General features: G+C 69.7%; 23 protein-coding genes and 3 tRNA genes. 13 read left to right on the top strand and 13 right to left on the bottom strand.

Going from position 1 to position 20,065, the window contains the following annotated elements:
- Positions 1–368 precede the first annotated feature (368 nt).
- The 3 genes from Acy02nite_RS33360 to Acy02nite_RS33370 all read right to left on the bottom strand — a co-directional run bounded on the left by Acy02nite_RS33360 (position 369) and on the right by Acy02nite_RS33370 (position 4,125).
- Complete coding sequence (locus tag Acy02nite_RS33360) at positions 369–1,730, bottom strand: dihydrolipoyl dehydrogenase family protein (RefSeq protein ID WP_203749793.1); 1,362 nt, start codon at positions 1,728–1,730, stop codon at positions 369–371.
- Positions 1,731–1,925: 195 nt separating this feature from the next.
- Complete coding sequence (locus tag Acy02nite_RS33365) at positions 1,926–3,236, bottom strand: cryptochrome/photolyase family protein (protein ID WP_203749796.1); 1,311 nt, start codon at positions 3,234–3,236, stop codon at positions 1,926–1,928.
- 1 nt (position 3,237) lies between these two features.
- A complete protein-coding gene (locus Acy02nite_RS33370) occupies positions 3,238–4,125 on the bottom strand; it encodes a phytoene/squalene synthase family protein (RefSeq protein WP_203749799.1) in 888 nt (295 codons plus the stop codon).
- 68 nt (positions 4,126–4,193) lie between these two features.
- Here Acy02nite_RS33370 and Acy02nite_RS33375 point away from each other — a divergent pair, with 68 nt between their 5' ends.
- The 9 genes from Acy02nite_RS33375 to Acy02nite_RS33415 all read left to right on the top strand — a co-directional run bounded on the left by Acy02nite_RS33375 (position 4,194) and on the right by Acy02nite_RS33415 (position 9,718).
- Positions 4,194–5,264, top strand: coding sequence for a polyprenyl synthetase family protein (locus tag Acy02nite_RS33375; RefSeq protein ID WP_203749801.1), 1,071 nt, complete (start codon positions 4,194–4,196; stop codon positions 5,262–5,264).
- The gene (gene crtI, locus Acy02nite_RS33380) at positions 5,261–6,775 is read left to right on the top strand and encodes a phytoene desaturase family protein (RefSeq protein ID WP_203749804.1); all 1,515 of its coding nucleotides are present in this window, start codon (positions 5,261–5,263) and stop codon (positions 6,773–6,775) included. The genes Acy02nite_RS33375 and crtI overlap by 4 nt, the downstream gene beginning before the upstream one ends.
- Positions 6,772–7,362, top strand: coding sequence for an isopentenyl-diphosphate Delta-isomerase (gene idi / locus Acy02nite_RS33385; RefSeq protein ID WP_203749807.1), 591 nt, complete (start codon positions 6,772–6,774; stop codon positions 7,360–7,362). Before crtI ends, idi begins: the two co-directional genes overlap by 4 nt.
- Positions 7,352–8,224, top strand: a complete 873-nt coding sequence (locus Acy02nite_RS33390) for a MerR family transcriptional regulator (protein WP_203749810.1) — start codon at positions 7,352–7,354, stop codon at positions 8,222–8,224. Before idi ends, Acy02nite_RS33390 begins: the two co-directional genes overlap by 11 nt.
- 173 nt (positions 8,225–8,397) lie before the next feature.
- Positions 8,398–8,470, top strand: a tRNA-Glu gene (locus Acy02nite_RS33395).
- Positions 8,471–8,531: 61 nt separating this feature from the next.
- Positions 8,532–8,605: transfer RNA gene (locus Acy02nite_RS33400), tRNA-Asp, on the top strand.
- A 15-nt stretch (positions 8,606–8,620) separates the two neighbouring features.
- Positions 8,621–8,697, top strand: a tRNA-Phe gene (locus Acy02nite_RS33405).
- Positions 8,698–8,862: 165 nt separating this feature from the next.
- The gene (locus Acy02nite_RS33410; protein WP_203749813.1) at positions 8,863–9,081 is read left to right on the top strand and encodes a type II toxin-antitoxin system HicB family antitoxin; all 219 of its coding nucleotides are present in this window, start codon (positions 8,863–8,865) and stop codon (positions 9,079–9,081) included.
- 232 nt (positions 9,082–9,313) lie between these two features.
- On the top strand, positions 9,314–9,718 hold the full coding sequence (locus tag Acy02nite_RS33415; protein ID WP_239175445.1) for a winged helix-turn-helix transcriptional regulator: 405 nt from the start codon (positions 9,314–9,316) through the stop codon (positions 9,716–9,718).
- Positions 9,719–9,808: 90 nt separating this feature from the next.
- Here Acy02nite_RS33415 and Acy02nite_RS33420 read toward each other — a convergent pair whose 3' ends face one another.
- Both Acy02nite_RS33420 and Acy02nite_RS33425 read right to left on the bottom strand, forming a co-directional pair.
- On the bottom strand, positions 9,809–10,195 hold the full coding sequence (locus tag Acy02nite_RS33420) for a RidA family protein (protein ID WP_203749818.1): 387 nt from the start codon (positions 10,193–10,195) through the stop codon (positions 9,809–9,811).
- Between the two features lie 169 nt (positions 10,196–10,364).
- Positions 10,365–11,528 (bottom strand): calcium-binding protein, encoded by a 1,164-nt coding sequence (locus Acy02nite_RS33425; protein WP_203749822.1) that lies wholly within the window; start codon positions 11,526–11,528, stop codon positions 10,365–10,367.
- A gap of 278 nt (positions 11,529–11,806) precedes the next feature.
- Here Acy02nite_RS33425 and Acy02nite_RS33430 point away from each other — a divergent pair, with 278 nt between their 5' ends.
- The gene (locus tag Acy02nite_RS33430) at positions 11,807–12,115 is read left to right on the top strand and encodes a hypothetical protein (protein WP_203749825.1); all 309 of its coding nucleotides are present in this window, start codon (positions 11,807–11,809) and stop codon (positions 12,113–12,115) included.
- Positions 12,116–12,151: 36 nt separating this feature from the next.
- Here Acy02nite_RS33430 and Acy02nite_RS33435 read toward each other — a convergent pair whose 3' ends face one another.
- Together Acy02nite_RS33435 and Acy02nite_RS33440 are read right to left on the bottom strand one after the other, a co-directional pair.
- Positions 12,152–12,541, bottom strand: coding sequence for a hypothetical protein (locus Acy02nite_RS33435; RefSeq protein WP_203749828.1), 390 nt, complete (start codon positions 12,539–12,541; stop codon positions 12,152–12,154).
- Between the two features lie 55 nt (positions 12,542–12,596).
- A complete protein-coding gene (locus Acy02nite_RS33440) occupies positions 12,597–12,947 on the bottom strand; it encodes a hotdog fold thioesterase (RefSeq protein WP_203750016.1) in 351 nt (116 codons plus the stop codon).
- 244 nt (positions 12,948–13,191) lie between these two features.
- Here Acy02nite_RS33440 and Acy02nite_RS33445 point away from each other — a divergent pair, with 244 nt between their 5' ends.
- Positions 13,192–13,443 carry a hypothetical protein gene (locus Acy02nite_RS33445; protein ID WP_203749831.1) on the top strand — a complete coding sequence of 84 codons (252 nt, stop codon included), beginning with the start codon at positions 13,192–13,194 and terminating at the stop codon, positions 13,441–13,443.
- A gap of 1 nt (position 13,444) precedes the next feature.
- On the opposite strand, the gene Acy02nite_RS33450 is transcribed toward Acy02nite_RS33445, so the two are convergent.
- From Acy02nite_RS33450 to Acy02nite_RS33475, 6 genes are all read right to left on the bottom strand, one after another.
- Entirely contained in the window at positions 13,445–14,704 is a 1,260-nt protein-coding gene (locus tag Acy02nite_RS33450; RefSeq protein ID WP_239175447.1) for a PrsW family intramembrane metalloprotease, read from the bottom strand.
- Complete coding sequence (locus tag Acy02nite_RS33455; protein WP_203749834.1) at positions 14,701–15,282, bottom strand: hypothetical protein; 582 nt, start codon at positions 15,280–15,282, stop codon at positions 14,701–14,703. The genes Acy02nite_RS33450 and Acy02nite_RS33455 overlap by 4 nt, the downstream gene beginning before the upstream one ends.
- An 83-nt stretch (positions 15,283–15,365) precedes the next feature.
- Complete coding sequence (locus tag Acy02nite_RS33460) at positions 15,366–15,932, bottom strand: RNA 2'-phosphotransferase (protein WP_203749837.1); 567 nt, start codon at positions 15,930–15,932, stop codon at positions 15,366–15,368.
- Positions 15,929–16,705, bottom strand: a complete 777-nt coding sequence (locus Acy02nite_RS33465; protein ID WP_203749840.1) for a class I SAM-dependent methyltransferase — start codon at positions 16,703–16,705, stop codon at positions 15,929–15,931. The genes Acy02nite_RS33460 and Acy02nite_RS33465 overlap by 4 nt, the downstream gene beginning before the upstream one ends.
- 166 nt (positions 16,706–16,871) lie before the next feature.
- On the bottom strand, positions 16,872–17,081 hold the full coding sequence (locus tag Acy02nite_RS33470; protein ID WP_014687221.1) for a BldC family transcriptional regulator: 210 nt from the start codon (positions 17,079–17,081) through the stop codon (positions 16,872–16,874).
- 281 nt (positions 17,082–17,362) lie between these two features.
- The gene (locus tag Acy02nite_RS33475) at positions 17,363–18,202 is read right to left on the bottom strand and encodes a DUF8083 family protein (RefSeq protein WP_203749843.1); all 840 of its coding nucleotides are present in this window, start codon (positions 18,200–18,202) and stop codon (positions 17,363–17,365) included.
- Between the two features lie 202 nt (positions 18,203–18,404).
- Between Acy02nite_RS33475 and Acy02nite_RS33480 the strand changes: the two genes are divergently transcribed.
- Both Acy02nite_RS33480 and Acy02nite_RS33485 read left to right on the top strand, forming a co-directional pair.
- Positions 18,405–19,484 carry a Glu/Leu/Phe/Val family dehydrogenase gene (locus tag Acy02nite_RS33480; protein ID WP_203749846.1) on the top strand — a complete coding sequence of 360 codons (1,080 nt, stop codon included), beginning with the start codon at positions 18,405–18,407 and terminating at the stop codon, positions 19,482–19,484.
- Between the two features lie 181 nt (positions 19,485–19,665).
- Positions 19,666–19,881 (top strand): DUF3073 domain-containing protein, encoded by a 216-nt coding sequence (locus tag Acy02nite_RS33485; protein ID WP_203683401.1) that lies wholly within the window; start codon positions 19,666–19,668, stop codon positions 19,879–19,881.
- Positions 19,882–20,065: the final 184 nt, after the last annotated feature.

Raw genomic sequence — 20,065 nt, forward strand, 5'->3', positions numbered from 1 at the left:
CCATCAACCGTTCCGCTTTCGCGGCCCGCCCTCCGGGGCACTCGCTCTACGTTACTCGGCCCGTTCGGCGTTGTCAACCAGTTAATCCCGGTTGCTACCGATCTGACCTAGTACGGCCACCTTCGACCTGAGCCCACGGCTGAACCGCGGTCTCAAGATCAGAGGATTTGGCAGGACGGCCGCTGCGGATCTCTCCGCGGCCTCGCCCGTTTCCCTGCCGGCTCGCAGAACATTACCCGCTGGTTTCCGGGACCTCCAAATCGGGGTCTAGTGTCCCGCCTTCCCGCAGGTCAGCGCAGCCGAACCCGGAAAAACGGCAAGGGTGCCGCCCGGAGGCGACACCCCTGTGAGACCTGGACCGAAACGGATCAGGCCAGCGGCTTCAACGCCTCGCCGAGCCCCCGGTGGAACGTCGGGTACGCCCAGATCTGGCTGAGCAGCGTCGACACCGGCACCTCGGCGTGCACCGCGACCGCCACGGCGCCGATCATCTCGCCACCCGACTGGCCGGCCGTGGTGCCGCCGACGAGCACGCCTCGATCGTGGTCGGCGACCAGCTTGAGGAACCCCTCGTTACCCGGCCCGTGGATGAACCCGCGCGAGGTCTGGTTCAGCGGCACGTATCCGACCCGCACGTTCAGCCCCGCGTCCCGGGCCTGCTTCTCCGTCATCCCGACCGCACCGATCTCCGGGTCGAGGAAGGTGACCCGCGGCAGCGCCCGATAGTCCGCGACCGGCCCGCCCTGGCCGAGGATGTCGCGCACCGCGATGTCCGCCTCGTACATCGCCATGTGGGTGAAGGCCCCGTGGCCGGTGACGTCACCGACCGCCCAGATCTTGTCGCCGGCGCGCATCCACTCGTCGGTGGTGATGAAGCGGGCGGACGGGTCGAGCCCGGCGTTCTCCAGGCCGAGCTGGCCGAGGCGGGCCGCGCGACCGGTGGCGACCAGGAGTTTCTCGCCGGTGAGCACGGTTCCGTCGTCGAGCGTGACCTGGAAGGCGCCGTCGTGGGCGACCTTCTGCGCGTGGACGCCGGTGAGAACGCGCACGCCGTCGGCGGTGAGAGCGGCCTGGGCCACCTCGCCGGACTCCGGCTCCTCCATGGCGAGCAGCCGGGGCGAGCCCTCGATCACGGTCACCTGGACGCCGAACCGCGCGTACGCCTGGGCGAGCTCGCAGCCGATCGCGCCGCCGCCGAGCACCAGCATCGACTCGGGGAGGGTGGCGGCTTCGACGGCCTCACGGTTCGTCCAGTACGGCGTACCGGAGAGGCCTTCGATCTTGGGAATGACCGCGGTCGTGCCGGTGGCGACGACCACGCCCCGGCTCGCGACGAACTCCTCGTCGCCGACCCGGACCCGGCCGGGCCCGGTGATGGTCGCCGTGCCCCGGACGAACGTGCCGCCCTTGCCGGTGAACCGGTCGACCGCGACCTTGTCGTTCCAATTGTCGGTCGCCTGGTCACGGATCTTCCGCGCGACCGGCGTCCAGTCGGCCTCCACGGTGGACTTCCCGGCCAGGCCGGGGATCCGGCGGGCCTCGGCCAGGGCGTTGCCGGCTCGGACCATGATTTTGGTGGGGATGCAGCCCCAGTACGGGCACTCGCCGCCGACGAGCCGGTTCTCGGCACCGATCACTTTCAGTCCGGCCGCGGCCAGACGACCGGCGACCTCCTCGCCGCCGACACCGAGTCCGACGACCACCACGTCCACTTGCCGCGCTTCAACCATGCTGTCAGCTAAGCAGAAGCCGGCGGTCCGATGGTCGCTGAAGTCTGTGAGGACCAGCGCAGTCGCCTTGCTCGACGGACTGCGCGGGAGCGTTCCCACGCAACACGATTCGGGGTGACGGGTGCCGGGTAAACGTCGCGGGGTCCACCGGTGAGGACGTTTTGACGGACGCAACCAGCCGGTGGACCCCTGCTCTCAGCCCCGCAGCCAGACCGCCTCGTCCCGGTGCGACTCCAGCGGTCCGGGATAGTCGAGGCCGCGGCGTACCGGCTCGGGCAGTCGCCACGGCTGGTGGACCGCGACACCGGCGACGTTCTTCAGTTCGGGTACGTAGCGACGAACGTACACGCCTTCCGCATCGAACCGTTGCGCCTGCCGGATGGGGTTGAACCTGCGGTACGGACGGGTGTCGTTGCCGGTGCCGGCCGTCCACTGCCAGTTTCCGGAATTGTTCGGCACGTCACCGTCGAGCAGCCAGCGGAAGAACCATTGGAGCCCGGGACGCCAGTCGATGCCGAGGTGCTTGGTGAGGAACGCCGCGGTGATCAGCCGTGCCCGGTTGTGCATCCAGCCCTCGGCACGCAGCTGGCGCATCCCGGCGTCGACGATCGGCACCCCGGTCAGGCCGTCCTTCCAGTGCTGGAGCGCGTCGTCGTCGTACCGCCAGTTCTGGTCCGCGGCGGGGCGCATGGCCTGCGTCGAGATCCTCGGGAACGCCGCCGTCACCTGGTAGTAGAAGTCGCGCCAGCAGAGTTGCCGCAGGTAGGCCTGTGCGCCGGGCGAATCGTCGGACTTGGCGGCCATAGCCAGTTCCAGCGGGGAGAGGCATCCGAACCGCAGGTACGCGCTGAGCCGGCTGGTGTTGTCGGCTGCCATGTCGTCGTGCTCATCGCCGTACTGCGGCAGGCTCTTGAGCCAATCGCGAAGCCGCAGGCGAGCCTCGGTCTCTCCCCCGGCGATGGCGTCGGGGGATTCGCCGTCAGGCGTCTTCGGGAGGATGCCCGGCGCGATGCCGGCGGGCATCGTGATCGTGTCCGGGGCCGCGGTGACCTTTCGCCACGCGGCTTTCTCCCAGGATTTGAAGTACGGCGTGAAGACGCGATACGAGTTTCCGCCGCCGCCCGGCCGCACCGCTCCCGGTGGCAGCACCGTGACGCCCGGAACGATCTCCACCTGGAGCCGTTCGTCGCGGAGCCGACGCTCGCGTCGCTGGGCGTAACCGGTCACATCCCCGGCCATCGTGATCGTCGAAGCGTCCACTTCGCGGGCGAGCTTGACCGTTTCCGCGACCGGATCGCCCTCCCGGATCACCAGGTCGGCTCCCCGTTGCCGCAGGCTCGTGCGCAGGTCGGCGAGGCTCTGGTGGAGGAATCGCTGCCGGTTGGCGGACAGGTCGCGCAGGCGCGGGTCGAGGACGAACAGCGGCACGACCTCGCCGGCTCCGCTGAGCAACGGATTGTCGTGGATCCGCAGGTCCCGCGTGAACAGCGCGATCCGGGCGCTCATCTCAGGCCGCCAGGTGGACCGGTGTGCCTGGCCGGGTGAGCAGGCTGCGGACGGCGACCGCGGCCCGGCGGCGGTTGGGCACGGTGGCGCGGCGGACGAAAACGTCGTAGTTCGCCGCCTCGATCTCGTCGAGGATGCCGCCGTAGAGCTGGAACGCGGTGCGCATGCAGGCCTGCGAGGCCGGCTCGAGCAGCGGGATGCCGGGCGCGGCGGCCGCGTAGTGCTCCCGGGCCTGGGCCACCTCGGCCTTGATCAGCGCGCGGATCGCGGGCGTCGTCACCCCGGCGCGCAGGTCGTCCACCGTGACCCCGAACTCGACGAGGTGTTCCTCGGGCAGGTAGACCCGGCCGCGGGCGAGGTCCTCGGCGATGTCCCGGATGAAGTTGGTGAGCTGGAACGCGAAGCCGAGCTGGCGGGCCGGCTCCCGGGCGGCGACCGGGTCGGAGGAGCCGAGGATCGGCAGCATCATCGTGCCGATCACCGCGGCGGAACCTTCCATGTATCCGAGTAGATCTTCATAGGTCGGGTAGCCGGTGACCGTGAGGTCCATCTCCATGCTGTGCAGGAACTTCTCGAAGTCCTCCAGGTCGAGCCCGAAGACCGCGATGGTGTGCAGCACGGCGGGGAGCAGCGGGTCCTCGACCGGCTCGCCGCGCAGACCGGCCAGGAACGAGGTGGACCAGGCGTTGAGCTCGGCCGCGCGCTGGGCGGGCGGCTGGGACTCGGTCCGGTCGACGATCTCATCGGCGAATCGGGTGAATCCATACAGAGCGTGCACGTGGCGACGCTTCCAGGCCGGTAGCAACCGGGTCGCCAGGTAGTACGTGCGGCCGTGCTCTCGATGCAGCTCACGGCAGCGCTCATAGGCGGCGGCCAGATCGGTATCCATCCCGGTCCTCCCGGTAAATCGACGCACGAATCGACGCAACTTCCGAAAGTTAGGGTACGGTACTGAGCGTGGCCAATGACACCCTCGAGGGAAATCGTCTCAACGCGATACCCCGCCAGCAGGTCTCTCACACTGGGCTGGTCAGGGCCGTCGAGGGAACTCTCGCGGACTTCCTCGCCTCCCAGATCGCCGCGCTCGACGGCATCGACCCCTCCCTCGGCGGTTTCGCGCGGACCGCTCGTGATTTGGTGATGGCCGGCGGGAAGAGGCTGCGGCCGACGTTCGCCTACTGGGGGTGGCGTGGTGTCGCCGGCCCCGGCGCCGACTCCGAGCCGTTGCTGCCGGCGCTCGGCGCGCTCGAGTTGATGCACACGTTCGCTCTCGTGCACGACGACGTGATGGACGACTCGGCGACCCGCAGGGGGCGGCCGACCGCGCATCGGATCTTCGCGGCGCAGCACGGCGCCCGCTTCGGCTCGTCGGCCGCCGTGCTGATCGGTGACCTCTGCCTGGTCTGGGCGGACCAGTTGCTGGCTCGCACCCCGGTGACGCCGGCCACCCTGCTCGAGGTGCGGACCCGCTATGACCGGATGCGCATCGAGGCGGTCGCGGGGCAGTATCTGGACGTGCTCGGCGAGACGGACCCGGCGTCCTGGTCGGTCGAGCGCGCGCTGCTGGTCGCCCGGCACAAGACGGCCAGCTACACGGTGCATCGGCCGCTGGATTACGGGCTGGCGCTGGCCGGCGCCGACGATCCCGGCGTCGCCGAGGCGTACCGGGCGTACGGGATGGCGGTCGGGGAGGCTTTCCAGCTCCGGGACGATCTGCTCGGCGTCTACGGCGACCCGGCGGTCACCGGAAAACCGGCCGGCGACGACCTGCGCACCGGCAAACCGACGGCGCTGCTCATGCTCGCGCGGCGGATGGCCACCCCAGCACAGTTGTCTGAGCTGGACAACGCCGAGCTCGACCGCAAGGCGCAGATCGTCGCCGAGACCGGGGCCCCCGCCCGGGTCGAGGAGATGATCAGCGTCCGGGTCACCGAAGGCCTCACCGCGCTCGCGTCGGCGCCGATCGACCCCGAGGCCCGCGGCGTGCTGACCGAGCTGGCCACCGTGGCGACGCAGCGCCCGGCATGATGAAGTCCCCCACCTCTTGGAGCAGAGCCGTGCGTACCGTCACCGGACCCACCGATCGTGTCGTGATAGTCGGCGCCGGTCTTGCCGGCCTGTCCTGTGCCCTGCACCTGGCCGCGGCCGGCCGCCAGGTCACCGTCGTGGAGCGCGAGCCGGTGCCCGGCGGGCGCGCCGGACGGCTCTCGGTCGGCGGCTTCGACTTCGACACCGGCCCGACCGTGCTCACCATGCCGGAGCTGATCGCCGAGCCCCTCGAGGCGGTCGGTGAGAAGCTCTCCGATTGGCTCGAGCTCACGCCGCTCGACCCGGCATATCGGGCTTACTACCCGGACGGGTCCACGCTGGACGTGCGTACCGACACCACCCGGATGGCGGCCGAGATCGCCCGGGTCTGCGGTGCCCGGGAGGCCGACGGCTACCTGCGCTTCGTCGACTTCACCCGGAACCTCTGGCAGCTCGAACGCGACCACTTCATCGACCGGAACCTGGACAGCCCGGTCGATCTGATGAACCTGAACCTGCTGAAGCTGCTGGGGATGGGCGCGTTCCGCCGGCTGCAGCCGAAGATCAACGAGTACTTCCGGGACCCGCGCACCCAGCGGATCTTCTCGTTCCAGGCGATGTATGCGGGGCTCGCCCCGCACGACGCGCTCGCCATCTACGCGGTGATCGCCTACCTCGACTCGGTCGCCGGCGTCTACTACCCCAAGGGTGGCATGCACGCGGTGCCGAAGGCGCTCGCCGGAGCCGCCGAGAAACACGGGGTCACTTTCCGTTACGACACGACGGTCGAGCGGGTCCTCACCCAGCACGGCCGGGCGACCGGCGTGCTGACCGCCGCCGGCGAGGTCATCGAGGCCGACACCGTTGTGCTGAACCCTGACCTGCCGATCGCCTATCGGGACCTGCTCCCCGCTCGGCGCGAGCGTCGCCTGCGCTTTTCCCCGTCGTGCGTGGTCCTCCACATCGGTTCGTCACGGTCCTACTCCAAGATTTCCCACCACAACATCCACTTTGGTACGACGTGGCGGCGAACCTTCGACGAGGTGATCAACCGCGGGCTGCTGATGAGTGACCCGTCACTGCTGGTGACCAACCCGACCCACACCGACCCGTCGTCCGCGCCCGACGGCAAGCAGACGTACTACGTCCTCGCGCCCACCCCGAACCTCGTCGCCGGCCCGATGAACTGGCGCGGCGGGCTCGCCGAGCGCTACGCCGACGAACTGCTGCGCACGCTGGAACAGCGCGGATACATCGGCTTCCGGGACGGCGTCGAGGTGGAGCGGATCATCACCCCGGCCGACTGGGCCGACGACGGCATGGCGGCCGGCACCCCGTTCGCCGCCGCGCACTCGTTCTCCCAGACCGGCCCGTTCCGCCCGTCGAACCTGCACCCCTCGCTGCCGAACGTGGTCTTCACCGGTTCGGGCACACAACCCGGGGTCGGCGTGCCGATGGTGCTCATCTCCGGAAAGCTGGCCGCGAGCCGCATCACACGGGAGATCTCATGAGCACCGCGACACGCGAGGATCAGCTCGTCGAACTGGTCGACACCGGCGGCACCGCTGTCGGCGCCGCCACCGTCTCCGACGCGCACCGCGAGCCCGGCCTGCTGCACCGGGCGTTCTCGGTCTTCCTGCGGGACGACCAGGGGCGGATCCTGCTCCAGCAGCGGGCCGCCGTGAAGACCCGCTTCCCGCTGCGCTGGGGCAACACCTGCTGCGGCCACCCGGCGCCCGGCGAGACGGTCACGGAGGCGGCCGGTCGCCGTCTCTTCGAGGAGATCGCCGTACGGGACGTCGCGCTCACCGAGGTCGGCGTCTACACCTATCGGGCGGCCGATCCGGTGACCGGCCGGGTCGAGCACGAATACGACCACGTGTTGCTCGGAGCGCTGCCGGCCGGCACGGCGCTGCGACCGGACCCGGACGAGATCGCGGAACTGCGCTGGGTGCCGCAGGCCTCGTTGCGTGGTGAGATGTCGGCGGCTCCCGAGGCGTACGCGCCTTGGTTGTCCGGCGTTTTCGAGGTCCTCACCACGGCAACAGACACGGAGCGGTCAAGTGTCCTTCTCACGGAGGGGTCAGGTGGCCGATGAGGCCCTGAGCGCCGGCGCTGCCGCCCGCCGGCTCGGTGTGGCGGTCACGACTCTGCGAACCTGGCACCAGCGATACGGGCTCGGGCCCAGCCGGCACGAATCCGGGCACCACCGCCGGTACACCGCCGACGACATGGACCGCCTGCAGGTCATGCAGCGGCTCACCGCCCAGGGCGTGGCGCCCGCCGAGGCCGCCGCGTGGGCGCTCGCCCAGCCGGCCCGCGCGAGCGCCCCGGAACCCCAGCCCGCACCCGCGCCCGCGCCCGACCAGCAGTCGACGGTGCGCGGGCTGACCCGGGCCGCGATGCGCCTGGACGCGCAGGCCATGCGGGACATCCTCGGCACCGCCATCCGGGAGCGGGGCGTCATGGCCGCCTGGACCGACGTGATGACTCCGGCGCTGATCGCCGTCGGGGACCGCTACGAGGCAACGCTGCGTTTCGTCGAGGTCGAGCACCTGCTGTCCCGAACCGTCACCGAGGCGCTGGCCGCGGTGCAGCACGCGACCGGCAGCCCACGGATCCTGCTAGCCGCGGCCGACGAGGAACAGCACACGTTGCCCCTGGAGGCGCTGGCAGCCGCGCTCGCCCAGGGCGGGGTGCCCACCAGGCTGTTCGGCGCCCGGGTGCCGTCTCAGGCGCTGCTGGACGCGATCGCACGGACCGGGCCGGCCGCGGTGGTGCTCTGGTCCCAGCGGCCCGCCACCGGCGACCCCGGTCAACTGGCCCGCGTCAGGGACGCGCCGCACCCGCCCCTCTTGATCGCGGCCGCCGGCCCGGGCTGGCCGGAAGGTGATCTCCCCACCGGAATCACCCGGCTGACCGGGCTCACCGAGGCGGTTCAACTCCTCGCGTCCCTCTGAGGCCTCACGTTCCCGCTGGTCAGCGGCGCGCGGACGAAAAGAGGGGTACCGATTTGGAGACCGCCCGGTGGATCACATATGCTTTCCAAGCCTTCAACGGGGCGCGGTTGGGGCGAAGGCCACCAAGCGTTGCAGATCGGGTCTCCAGCTCGATGTGTAATGATGGCGGAGTTGCCCTCATCGTCTAGTGGCCTAGGACGCCGCCCTTTCAAGGCGGTAGCACGGGTTCGAATCCCGTTGGGGGTACTGGTAAGGTTTGCGGCGCAGGTCGCGAACTGGCCAGCAGTAAGACAGAAGTGAATAGCAAGGTCCTGTGGAGCAGTTGGAGTGCTCGCCGCCCTGTCAAGGCGGAGGTCGCGGGTTCAAGTCCCGTCAGGACCGCAAAGTACCAAGCACGGCCAGGTAGCTCAGTTGGTACGAGCGTCCGACTGAAAATCGGAAGGTCGGCGGTTCGACCCCGCCCCTGGCCACCAGGCCTCTCGCCGGGCACTGAGCACCGTCCACCTGCGGAAACGCACGGTGGACGTTTTGCTTTCCGGGCCTTTTCCGGCGCCGCGAAATCCGAACTCCGATGATCGCCACTCGCCGTCAGTCGCACATCGCTGCATGCTGTCCGGCCCACTTCGATGGGAGCGCACGTGAACGGATACGCGGTCGTCATCGAGCGCGCTGAGGACGGCGGCTTCGGCGCCTGGTCTCCTGGCCTGCCGGGTTGTGTCGCGCTGGGAGACACTCCTGACGAGTGCGTCACCGAGATGCGGTCGGCCATCACACTTCACCTGGGTGGTCTGCGCCAGGCGGGCGAGCCGATTCCCGAACCGACGGCTGTCAGGGTCGACCTGATGCAGGCGACATAGGACGTGGCCGTGTGATGCGGCCGCCAGTTGCGGGGGCGCCGCCGTTGGACCCGGTGACCCGGTGACCCGGCGGCGCGGCGGCGCGGCGGCGCGGCGGCGCGGGAATCCGCTGTTCCGATCAGTTGGCGGGCCGGCTGTGGTTTCGTGGCGAAGGCACGGTCCTCTCCCGCACGGACCTCACCGGCACAGCCGTTCAGAACGGCTCTGCTGCTGGAGCACTATGCTCGGATCGGTGGGGACCAGGCAAGAGATCGGAGCGCTGCCGCCGGAGGCTGATCTGGCTCGGGCCGACTCGTTGGCTCGGAGCATCTTCTCCGAGGTGGCCAACAAGTGGTCGCTGCTGATCATCGAGTTCCTCGGGCAGCGGACGATGCGCTTCAACGAGCTGCGCCGCGAGGTCGGGGGCATCAGCCACAAGGTGCTGACCCAGAACCTGCGGACGCTGGAGCGCAACGGCCTCGTCGAGCGGACCGTGCACCCCACCGTCCCGCCCAGCGTGGAGTATTCGTTGACCGAGGCCGGTGACGCGCTGCGCGATGTGGTCGACGGCATGTGTGGCTGGACGCAGACCTTCCTCGAGCAGATCGAGGCATCCCGCGCGCGCTTCGCAGACGACCAGCCGGGCAGTGTCTCGTAGTGTGACCGGGCTGCGGCGTGGTCCAGTCGGTGCCTGACGGCGGCCACCACCTGGACATCGCCGCAGTCTTGGGTGATCCGCCAGAGAGGCCTAGTCGAGCACGGCCACTGCTTCGACCTCGACCAGGTGTTCGGGGACGTCCAGGGCCACGATGCCGAACAGCGACGCCGGCGCGGCGATTGTGACACCCAGCCGGGCCGAGGCGCGGGCGATGCCGTCGAGCAGCTCCGGCATGCGGGCGGGTTTCCAGTCGACCACGTGGGCGGTCAGCTTCACCACGTCGTCGAACGTGGCGCCGGCAGCGGCCAGGGCGGTGCCGACATTCAGGTAGGCCTGCTCGACCTGCGTGGCGAAGTCGCCGCCGTCCCACGCGACCTGGCCGGCGACGTGGATCAGCCGCGAGCCGGTCGCCACCGACACCTGGCGGTAGATCGGGATCTCGGGAAGGCCGGGCGCGTCGATCAACGTGACTGTCATGCCGACGACTGTAGGAGGCCGGCCCGGAGCCCGGAAGAACGCACTTTTCGCATCTCAGGGCACCTTTGGGTAACCGTCCCGCCGCACGAGACGTGGAGGGCCCGCAACGAAAGCGCCCGGCGGGAGAATTCCCGCCGGGCGCTGATTCGCTGTGGTGCGTGATGCGGTCTTACTTGATGGTGAGCGCCTGCACGCGCTTCATCGCCTCGGCCGCGGCCTTCGTGCCGGCGGTGGCCTTCGCGGACCGTGCGGCGAGCGCGGACGCGCCGCCCCGCTCCACGAACTCACAGTTGGTGGCCGTGCCGCCGGCCATCACCCCACAGACGTCCCTGACGGTCTCGGTGCCGCCGTCGAGGGCGTCCCGAGCGGTGTCGCTCCCGATCAGGATCTCATCGTCGGAGACGGTCTCGCCGACCAGAACGTCGTCCTCGCTGTCGCCGGTGATCCGGTCGTCACCGGCCTCGCCGACGACGACATCATTGCCCGCGCCGGCGGTGATCGTGTCGTTGCCGCTGGCAGAGCCGTCGCCGTTGTCGCCGACGAGCTGGTCGTTGCCGTTGCCGCCGATGATCCGGTCGCTGTCCGCGCCGCCGGCAACGATGTCGCTGCCGTCACCCGCGTTGATGGTGTCGGCGCCGTTGTCGGCGACGATCTGGTCGTTGCCGGCCTGACCGAAGATGATGTCGTTGCCCCGGCCGCCGGAGACCCGGTCGTTGCCGATGCCCGCGTCGAGGCTGTCGTTGCCGGCCTGGCCGAGGATCGTGTCGTTGCCGGCCTCGCCGAGCACCCGGTCGTTGCCGTTGCCGGCGTCGATCGAGTCGTTGCCCACGCCGCCGTAGACGTAGTCGTTGCCGTCCTGGCCGAACAGCGCGTCGTTGCCGGCGTAGCCGTACAGCTTGTCGTTGCCGGCGGCGCCCTGGAGCTGGTCCGCGCCCGAGCCGCCCTTCATGGTGTCGTTGCCGGTGCCACCGTTGGCCAGCAGGTAGACGCCGGTCTTGTTGGTGAGCGTGTCGTTCTTGTCCCCGAGCGAGACGTTGAGCTTCGTCGTCTTCTTCGAGGTCGTGCACTTCACCTTGGTGTTGGTGACCTTCTTGCAGCCCTTGCCGGGCTTCAGCGCGACCCGGTCGGCCAGGGTGACGGTGCGGCCGGAGATCGTGATGGTCAGCGCGTTCGCCTGGCCGGCCGCGGCGTTGAACTGCACCCCGTTCGACCCGACCACCTTCGCGGAGCCGGCTGCGGCCGCCTGCGCCGGGGAAGCGAAGAGGGCGGTCGTGGCCACGGCAGCTGCGGTGATGCCGATCGCGGCCAGTGCCTTGCGGTTGATCAGAAACATCGAGGGGTCCCCCGTGAAGAATGGGCGGCGGTGTCGATCACCGCGCGACCCAGATCGTAGAACGGTACCGTTTCGACGCGCCTCCCCGTTTCGGCTGATTCAGCATCGTCTCGATGTGATGCCGGACACGTCTCCACCGACTTGGAGGTCGTTTGTGGACGCCCGCCACACTGTTCCGTCCACTGGATACCGACCGCCCCTTGATGCCGAGCGCGCGCTCAATCAGAGTGTTAGAGGAATCGGTCCGGACGGACCTGCTTGCGAGGAGGCACGACGCTGTGCAGACCTTCACCAACGAGGCCGAGCAGACGGCCTACAACCTTGCCGAGGCGCTGGCCGAAAAGGCGATGTCCTTCATGCTGCACGCCGAGGAGGCCGCGAACTCGTTCCAGAGCGGGAGGATCGCGATGCGCCGCCAGTTCAAGGCCCGCGGTCTCTCCGAGGGGGAGGCGGACATCCGTTTCAGGGGCAGCGTGCAGGCGTCCCGGGCGATCTCGGAGAACACGTTCTGCATGTCCCAGGCGTCGATGTACAACACCGCCGCCGCGACGCAGTATGCGAAGGCTCTCTACCTGAAGGGTCACTGACCCCACGGCCTCGGCGACTCCGCCGGGACGTCCGGATCAGGCCGCCCGGTGGCGCAGCGTCGCGACCGTGGAACCGGCCAGCGCGAGCAGACAATCAGGCAGCTGGCCGTCGGCGATCGCAGCCCCGAAGAGCGCCTCCCCGGTCGGGGCGTCCCCGTTCACGTAGGCACTGACGAAACGGGCCACCCACCGCTTGTCGTAACGAGCGTCGTCGATCCCCGGGAACTCGAGGGTCCAGCCCCCGCTCCCGGGCAGCTCGCCGACCATCGTCGCGGCGAGGCACCACGCGACGTCCCAGGCGCCGACCACCCCATCCCGGCTGACGACGGCATCGAAGCTGCTGGCCACGGCATCACTGTCACCGGTGAGAGCGCAGGCCAGGATCTGCGTGGCGTCGTCGAACGCGTGCTGTGGTGCTTCGGTCACGTTGCAAACCGTACGCGTCACCGTCAAGGATCGCCTGTGGATCAGCGGCGGGATCTCACGCCCCGCGGAGCAGGCAGGTGATGCGCGCGGTGCACACCCGTTCACCGCTCTCGTCCTCCAGGACGACCTCGTACGTGGCGACCGCGCGACCCCGGTGCACGGGCACGGCGACCCCGGTCACCAGCCCCGAGCGGGCAGCCCGGTGATGGGTGGCGTTGATGTCCACACCGACGGCGAACGGCCGGTCCACGGTCTGGCCGTGCAGCACCGCGCCGACCGAGCCGAGCGTCTCGGCGAGCACGCAGGACGCGCCGCCGTGCAGCAGTCCGTACGGCTGGGTGTTGCCGTCGACCGGCATCGTCCCGACCACCCGCTCGGCTGTCGCCTCGGTGATCACGATGCCCATCCGCTCGGCGAGCGCACCGCCTCCGTTGCTGGTGAAGAGGTGCTGCGTGCCGTCTGCCGCGATATCCACGACGGCGTACGTTACCCGCGTATCAACCGGTCACCAGCGATACCCGTCACAGGGGGCGGGACTGCCGTTTGCGTACGCGGGGTATTGATGTGGCGGTTGTTTCCGGTGATCCCGCCGGGCAGAGTCGGCGTCCGTAGAAGAGACGCAGACCCCAGAGACCGTCGAAGGAGACGAGATGAGCGAGCCGCACGAGGTCGTCGAGACCAGGGGCGACGACCGCGTCGACCTGATCACCAGCGACGCGAACAACGACGGCAAGGTCGACGTCTGGGTGTCGGACACCGACGGCGACGGCAAGCCCGACCTCTTCCAGTTCGACACGGACGGCGACGGCAAGGTCGACATCACGATGGTGGACCTCGACGAGGACGGCACGCCGGACACGATCGTCGACGGCGACGGCGGGCTGCCGCCGGCCGCGAGCTGAGCTACGCCCCGCCGAGAGCGGAGAGCGCGACCCACAGGACGGCGATCGCGACGGCCGCGGTGCCGATCGCCGAGGCGGTGTGCCGCCAGGAGCGGAGACCTTCGACCGCTTCCGGGTGGCCCAGTGCGATCAGGGTGGCGCGATGCCGCCGTACGTCGGAATGGGGTTGATCTGTTTGTTCCGAGGCCCGGCTGAGCTCGACGGCCAGCCGGGCTTGGGCACGCTGCAGGCGGCGTACTGTGGCCCGAGCTTCCCGCCCTGCCTTTTCGGCGGCATGCCGGCGCGCGGCGGCACGGCGTGACCCGGAGCCCAGTGCCCGCAGCTCGCCCTCGGTGATCACCTCGGGGTCGTCCAGGCCCTGGAGCCGGGCGACGTAATACTCCGCCTCGCGATCGTGTGCGCGACGCACCAGCATGAGGATGAGCACCAGCGGTGGCAGGCCTTTGAAGACCAGCACGGCGAGCAGCGCCACCGCGCCGTTGCCGAGCCCCTCCCGGAACAGCGGCGAGTTCCACAGCACGTGGGAGGCCCAGGCGCCGAAGAGCGCGAGCGCGGCCGTGGCGACCCGGCGCGGCCGGCCCCGGTCGGTGCTGACCACCAGGTAACCGATGCCGGCTCCGGCCAGCGCGCCGAACAAGGTGTGACTCCAGACCCCGGCCAGGAAGCCGCGGACCAGGAACGTGGTGATCACGGGCTGCACCTGGTCGCCCTGCCCGGCGAGCGCGACCGCGCCGATCGCGAAGACGATGTCCTCGACGATCTGGAAGCCGAGCCCGACCATCGCGCCGTAGACGACACCGTCCAGCACGCTGTTCACCTGCGAGCGGGCGATCAGCACGACGGCGATCACGCCGAGCGTCTTGGCGATCTCCTCGACGGTCGGGCCGGCCAGCGCGGCGCCCCAGTCGGCGGCCAGGCCGGGTGAGCCGAGTTTGGCGATCAGGTTCTCCACGGCGGTGCTGCCCGGGATGGAGACGCTGGTGGCGACCAGGCCGCCCCAGGAGAACGCGAGGACCAGCAGGCCGGCCGGTTCCCGCTCGAAGAAGTCGAGCTCCTGGACGAAGAGCCAGAACGGCACGGCGAGCAGGGCGAAGAGGGCGAGCGCGGTGATCGTGGCGATCGGGTAGGAGTCGAGGAACTTCGCGAGGATCTGGGACATCCGCACGGCGCCGGTGGCGAGCAGCGCGATCACCACCCAGAACGCGGGCAGCCGGTACGGAGTGGCCGGGCAGGCGGCACCGGGCCGGACGGGCGAGCTCACCGGCCACCCTCGTACCGCAAAGTCTTGGTGCTGGCATCGATGGCCGGCAGGGTGTGATCCAGATCCAGGTCGGCGCCGCTGACGGTGACCTCGATCGTCAGGCCGTGCGCGACGAAGACCGCGTAACGGCCGCCCCGGTCCCCGGCGGTGTAACCACCCTGCAGGCCGGCCAGCCCACCCGCGGTGGAGACCGCGAGCTGGGTGCCGGTCACCTGGTATCCCGAGGTGTCGGTGATCCGCTGGCGGAGCCGGACGGCGGCCTGCGGCAGGTCGCCGGAGAAGGGCTGGACCGCGATCGAGTACCGCACCGCGCCGAGCCGGAACAGCGCCGTGGCGCGGTCCTCTCCCGGCCGGGTGCCCGTGACGTCGAGCGTCGCACCGGCCGGTGGCACCACGGTGACCCCGGCACCGACCCGGTACGGCTCACCTCCGGGTATCGCCCGCTGGGCCGGGACGGCACGATCGAGTGCCGGCAGGCCGAGGCAGAGCCCCGCCAGAATCGCGACCAGGACGAGCGCGCTGAGCAATCCGGGTGTGCTGGGGAGATCGGTGAGATGACGCCGCGTGACCGTCCCCATCCGTCCACGCTAACCAGGACGCCGGGGTGATGTCCGGCAATCCGTGCGTGCGACCACAGTGGATGGTCGATCAACCTGGCAGATTACGGATTTGTCCGTTTTACCGAAAGGTGCTCAGGGGTGACCTCCGAGGTCAGCCAGACCCCGTTGGCACTGCGGTGGAACACGTGGCCGGCGGCCGCCATCACGCCCGCCGCCACCTCGAACACCACCACCTCCGCCGACCGGCGCCGGCCCACCACCAGGGCGGTCGGCACATCGACCGAGAGGTGTACGTGGTGACGGCTGCGCGGCCGCAGCCCGTTCCGCAGGATCGAGTCGAGGTTCTCCCGCGGGGTGCCGTGGAAGAGCACCGCCGGTGGCGCCACGGGCGGCAGGTCCAGGTCCACCGGAACCCGGCGGGAATGGCCCTGGCTGGCGCGGATGCGCTCCACCCCGTCCTCGCCCACGGCGACGGCGAAGCGGGACTTGTCGTTGTTCGCCACCACGTGGTCCAGCTCGGTGCGGCTGATGTCCAGGGCGGCCAGGAAATCGGCGATCGGCACCCAGCCGTTCGCGTCGAGGGTCAGACCGGCCACCTCGGGCCGGTGTCGCAGCACCAGGGACATCCTCCGGCTGAGGCGGACCTGGTCGCGGGTCAGTTCGGTCAATGGTCTTGCTCCATGACCGCAAGGTAGTACGGGCGGTCCTTCTGGTCGATCGATTTCAGATGCCAGCCGGTGCCCTTGAGCAGCTGATCGAGCTCGTCGACCGAGCAGTTCAGGTAGTCGAACCAGTCCGAGGCCACCAGCCGGTACCGCAGGCGCAGGCGCAGCTGCCCGCCGAGTCGCCCCCGGGCCCGGTTCCGCTGGTGATAGGCGACGTGCACCGGATCCTTGGTCCCGTACGGGTCGGCGCCTTGCGCGAGGATCCGCGCGCCCCGGTTCGCCAGCCGGGCCAGCGCCTCCAGGAACACCGGCGCGCGCTCCGGCCCCTCCAGCAGGCCCAGGTTGTTGCCGAGCAGCAGGAACGTGTCGTAACGGGCGGACGCCCGGGCATACCCGTCCACGGTGCTCAGCACGGTGTCGCGCAAGCCGCGTTTGCGGGCCACCTCGATCGCGCCGGGCGAGGTGTCCAGGCCGGTGACCGCGAAGCCACGGCGCTGCAGTTCGAGCGCGATCCGGGCGGCGCCGACCCCGATGTCCAGCACGTGCCCGCGGCACAGCCGCAGAGCCCGGTGGTCGTGCGGCTGCCAGGCCTCCGGCTCGTCCAGGTAGTGATCGGCGGGCGCGCCGTTGATCAGGCCGTCGTCGCGCTCGATCACCTCGATCACCGGCCGGGGCAGACGCCCGCCGGCCAGCGGACGTGGGCCGATGCCGGTCCGTACCGCGTACGCGTCTCTGATCATCTCGCCGAACGCGTCGCCGATCGCCGGTTGTTCCATGGTCGGTACTCTTCTGGGCCGTCGGCGCGAGAGCAACTCAGGCGCGGCCCGCGTAACCCGATCATGGCGAAGTCGTTGATCTAGGAAATTGCAGATCCGGGAAACGAAGAAGGGGCGTTACGCCTTCCCCGGCGCACGCCCCTTACAACGATCTAGGTCGAACCGGTCAGTCACCCTGACGCTGCGTGGGAATCTGCCCCTGCAGCAAGGCGCGAACCTCCGACTCCCGGTAGCGACGGTGGCCACCCAACGTGCGAATTGCGCTGAGCTTGCCCGCCTTCGCCCACCGGGTGACGGTCTTCGGGTCGACTCGGAACATCGACGCCACCTCGGCCGGCGTTAGTAGCGGCTCAGGATCGTGCGTACGCGATGCCATCGGTCACTCCTCCACAGGTGCCTAAAAACATCGGCCGGGGTCCCGCCGGCCGGTGCGTCTCTCATGGTCCGGCTAGTCCCCGATGTCCGACATGGGCCGAACGGACGAACGTCCCCAGATAGACGGATGAAGCATGCCCGATTTTTACGTGTTTTCTACGCCAGATAGTGTCTCGTTTAGTCCGATTATCACGCTTCGGGCGTCGCCGATCACGAAGAGTGTTCGCTTCGGGAGCGCTTCCACGGCCGGAGAAACTTCCCGGTCTGTCCTATTTCCGCTGCTCAGTTGCTGCGCTCGAGAAGTTGGACACTTCGCCATCTAGCGACCAGCTTCTCGTACGCCTCCCCGGCCGCGTCGGCGTCGCCACGGGAGAGTGCCGACAGGCCGGCAGCCACCAGTCCGGGTGAGTCGTCACCGGCCAGCTTGTCCTCCGGAAGGAGGTTGACCAGGCCGCCGTAATCGAGTTCGACGACCGATCGGGGATGGAACTCCTCGAGCCAGCGGGTGCCTTCCTCGACCGCCTCGGTGATCGGGGCGTCGCCGAGCGACTTGCGCAGCACCGAGACCGCCCGGTGCGCCCGCCGGCGGGCCTTGGAGATCTCCGTGCGGTAACGCAGCGTGCGCCGCCGGCCGGTGAGCGCGATGTCCCGCTCCTCCAGATCGACGAAGGCGAACCAGCGCAGTGGCACCCCCCAGGTGGCGATCTGCTCGTGCACCCGGGGCACCCCCTGCTCCAGCACCCGGGCGCCGCTGCGCCAGTCCTCCACCACGGCTTTGGCCTGACCGGCGAGCACCGGGGGGACGAAGGCGTCCGCCAGCACGGCGGGGACACCGTCGCGCGCGTTCAGCGCCGCCTCGGCGACCCGCAGCCGCAGGTTCCACGGGCAGACGAGGATAGAGTTCTCCCACTCCAGGACGTACGCCTCGTCGGGCAGGTCGGGAAGGCGGGTCCAGCCCGCCCCGAGAGCCTCCAGCACGGCGGTGCGCTGCCGGACCGGGCCCTCGATCGGCCCCAGATCGCGGCCCTCCTTGGCGTAACGACGCCAGAAGACCTGTCGCTCCCGGTCGAAGGCGGTCAGCGGCTCGTAGATCCGTAGGTACGACGCGAACAGTGACGGCACGGCGCGATCGTTTCACAGATCCGGCCGGGTGGAACTTCCCGCGCGGGCGTAATCCCCGTGCCATTCGCTCGGCAAGTCCCCGGGCTCGTTATCCGACCGGGGCCGAATCACGCAGCAGGGCCTAGGCTCGGCCTTGTCCGGCCCACCCCGCCGGACAGAGGGGCCCCACGAAGGCCTACACCGAAGAATCAGGAGAACAACGATGGGTGTGTTCGACACCGACGGCAATGACGCCTCCGGGCACGAACAGGTCGTCTTCTGCCAGGACCGGCACTCCGGCCTGAAAGCGATCATCGGCATCTACTCCACCGCGCTCGGGCCCGCGCTCGGCGGCACCCGGTTCTACCCCTACGAGAGCGAGGCGGCCGCCCTCGCCGACGTGCTGAAACTGTCCCGCGGGATGGCCTACAAGAACGCGCTGGCCGGTCTGGACCTCGGTGGCGGCAAGGCGGTCATCTGGGGCGACCCGGCCACCACGAAGACCGAAACCCTCCTCCGGGCGTACGGACGTTTCGTCGAATCCCTGAAGGGCCGCTACTACACCGCGTGCGACGTCGGCACGTACGTCCCCGACATGGACGTGATCGCCCGCGAGACCCGTTACGTCACCGGGCGCAGCGTCGAGCACGGCGGCGCCGGCGACTCGTCCGTCCTCACCGCCTGGGGCGTCTACCAGGGCATGCGCGCGGCCGCCGAGCACACCTGGGACAGCCCGACGCTGGCCGGCCGCACGGTGGGCGTCGCCGGCCTCGGCAAGGTCGGGAAGTATCTGGTGGCCCACCTGATCGAGGACGGTGCCACGGTCGTCGCGACCGACGTCAGCCCGGCCGCGCTGGAATGGGCCCGCACGACCCACCCCGAGGTCGAGCTCGTGCCGGACAATCAGACGCTGATCACCTCGGACCTCGACGTCTACGCGCCCTGTGCGCTGGGTGGCGCGCTCAACGACGACACGGTGCCGGTGCTGCGCGCCAAGGTGGTCACCGGCGCGGCGAACAACCAGCTGGCCCATCCGGGCATCGGCAAGCTGCTGGACGACCGCGGCATCCTCTACACCCCGGATTACGTGGTGAACGCCGGCGGCGTGATCCAGGTGGCCGACGAGATCGAGGGCTTCAACTTCGACCGGGCCAAGCTGCGGGCCACCGGGATCTTCGAGACCACCCGGCGCATCCTTCAGCTCGCCGGCGACGAGGGTGTCCCGCCCGCCGTCGCGGCCGACCGGCTCGCCGAGCGCCGGATGGCGGAAGTCGGGCGCCTGCGGGCGATTTACCTCAACTAGACCGGTTCAGACGCTGCTGCGCGGCGTTGTTTGGACCGAACCGCGACGCGCGGCAGTGTCACACGCAACCCGAGGTGCCGAAGACGGCATCGCCCATGTACCGTAAGACCCACGAGAGATGCCTGACGTCATCGGGGCCCGCCTTCGGGCTGCCCCGAATTCTGTGCGAGGGGGTCGAGCCATGGGGCGCGGCCGTGCTAAGGCCAAGCAGACGAAGGTGGCCCGGGAGTTGAAGTACCACTCCCCGAACACCGACCTCACCGCCTTGCAGCGCGAACTGGCCGGTACACGCCAGTCCGACCGTCATTTCGACGACGACAACGAAGAGTTCGTCGACGATGACGAGGATGACGCTGACGACGACCAGGATTCCTGGTCGCCTCCAAGGCGGATTTGACCCCGTAAGGCACGGAGCACGCGGTAGGACCCGCGTGCTCAAGTGCGCCGTGGTCATCAACTCCTAGCGGTTGCAATGGAAGCCCACGCGGGCGGTGTCCGCGTGGGCTCCGACCGAGCCCCGTCTGCGCGCGGCACGGTTTGCGGCCTGCCACGCGGTTCTACGCGTGTGCCCACCTCGCCTC

The sequence above is a fragment of the Actinoplanes cyaneus genome (assembly GCF_016862095.1).
GTDB classification, from domain to species: domain Bacteria; phylum Actinomycetota; class Actinomycetes; order Mycobacteriales; family Micromonosporaceae; genus Actinoplanes; species Actinoplanes cyaneus.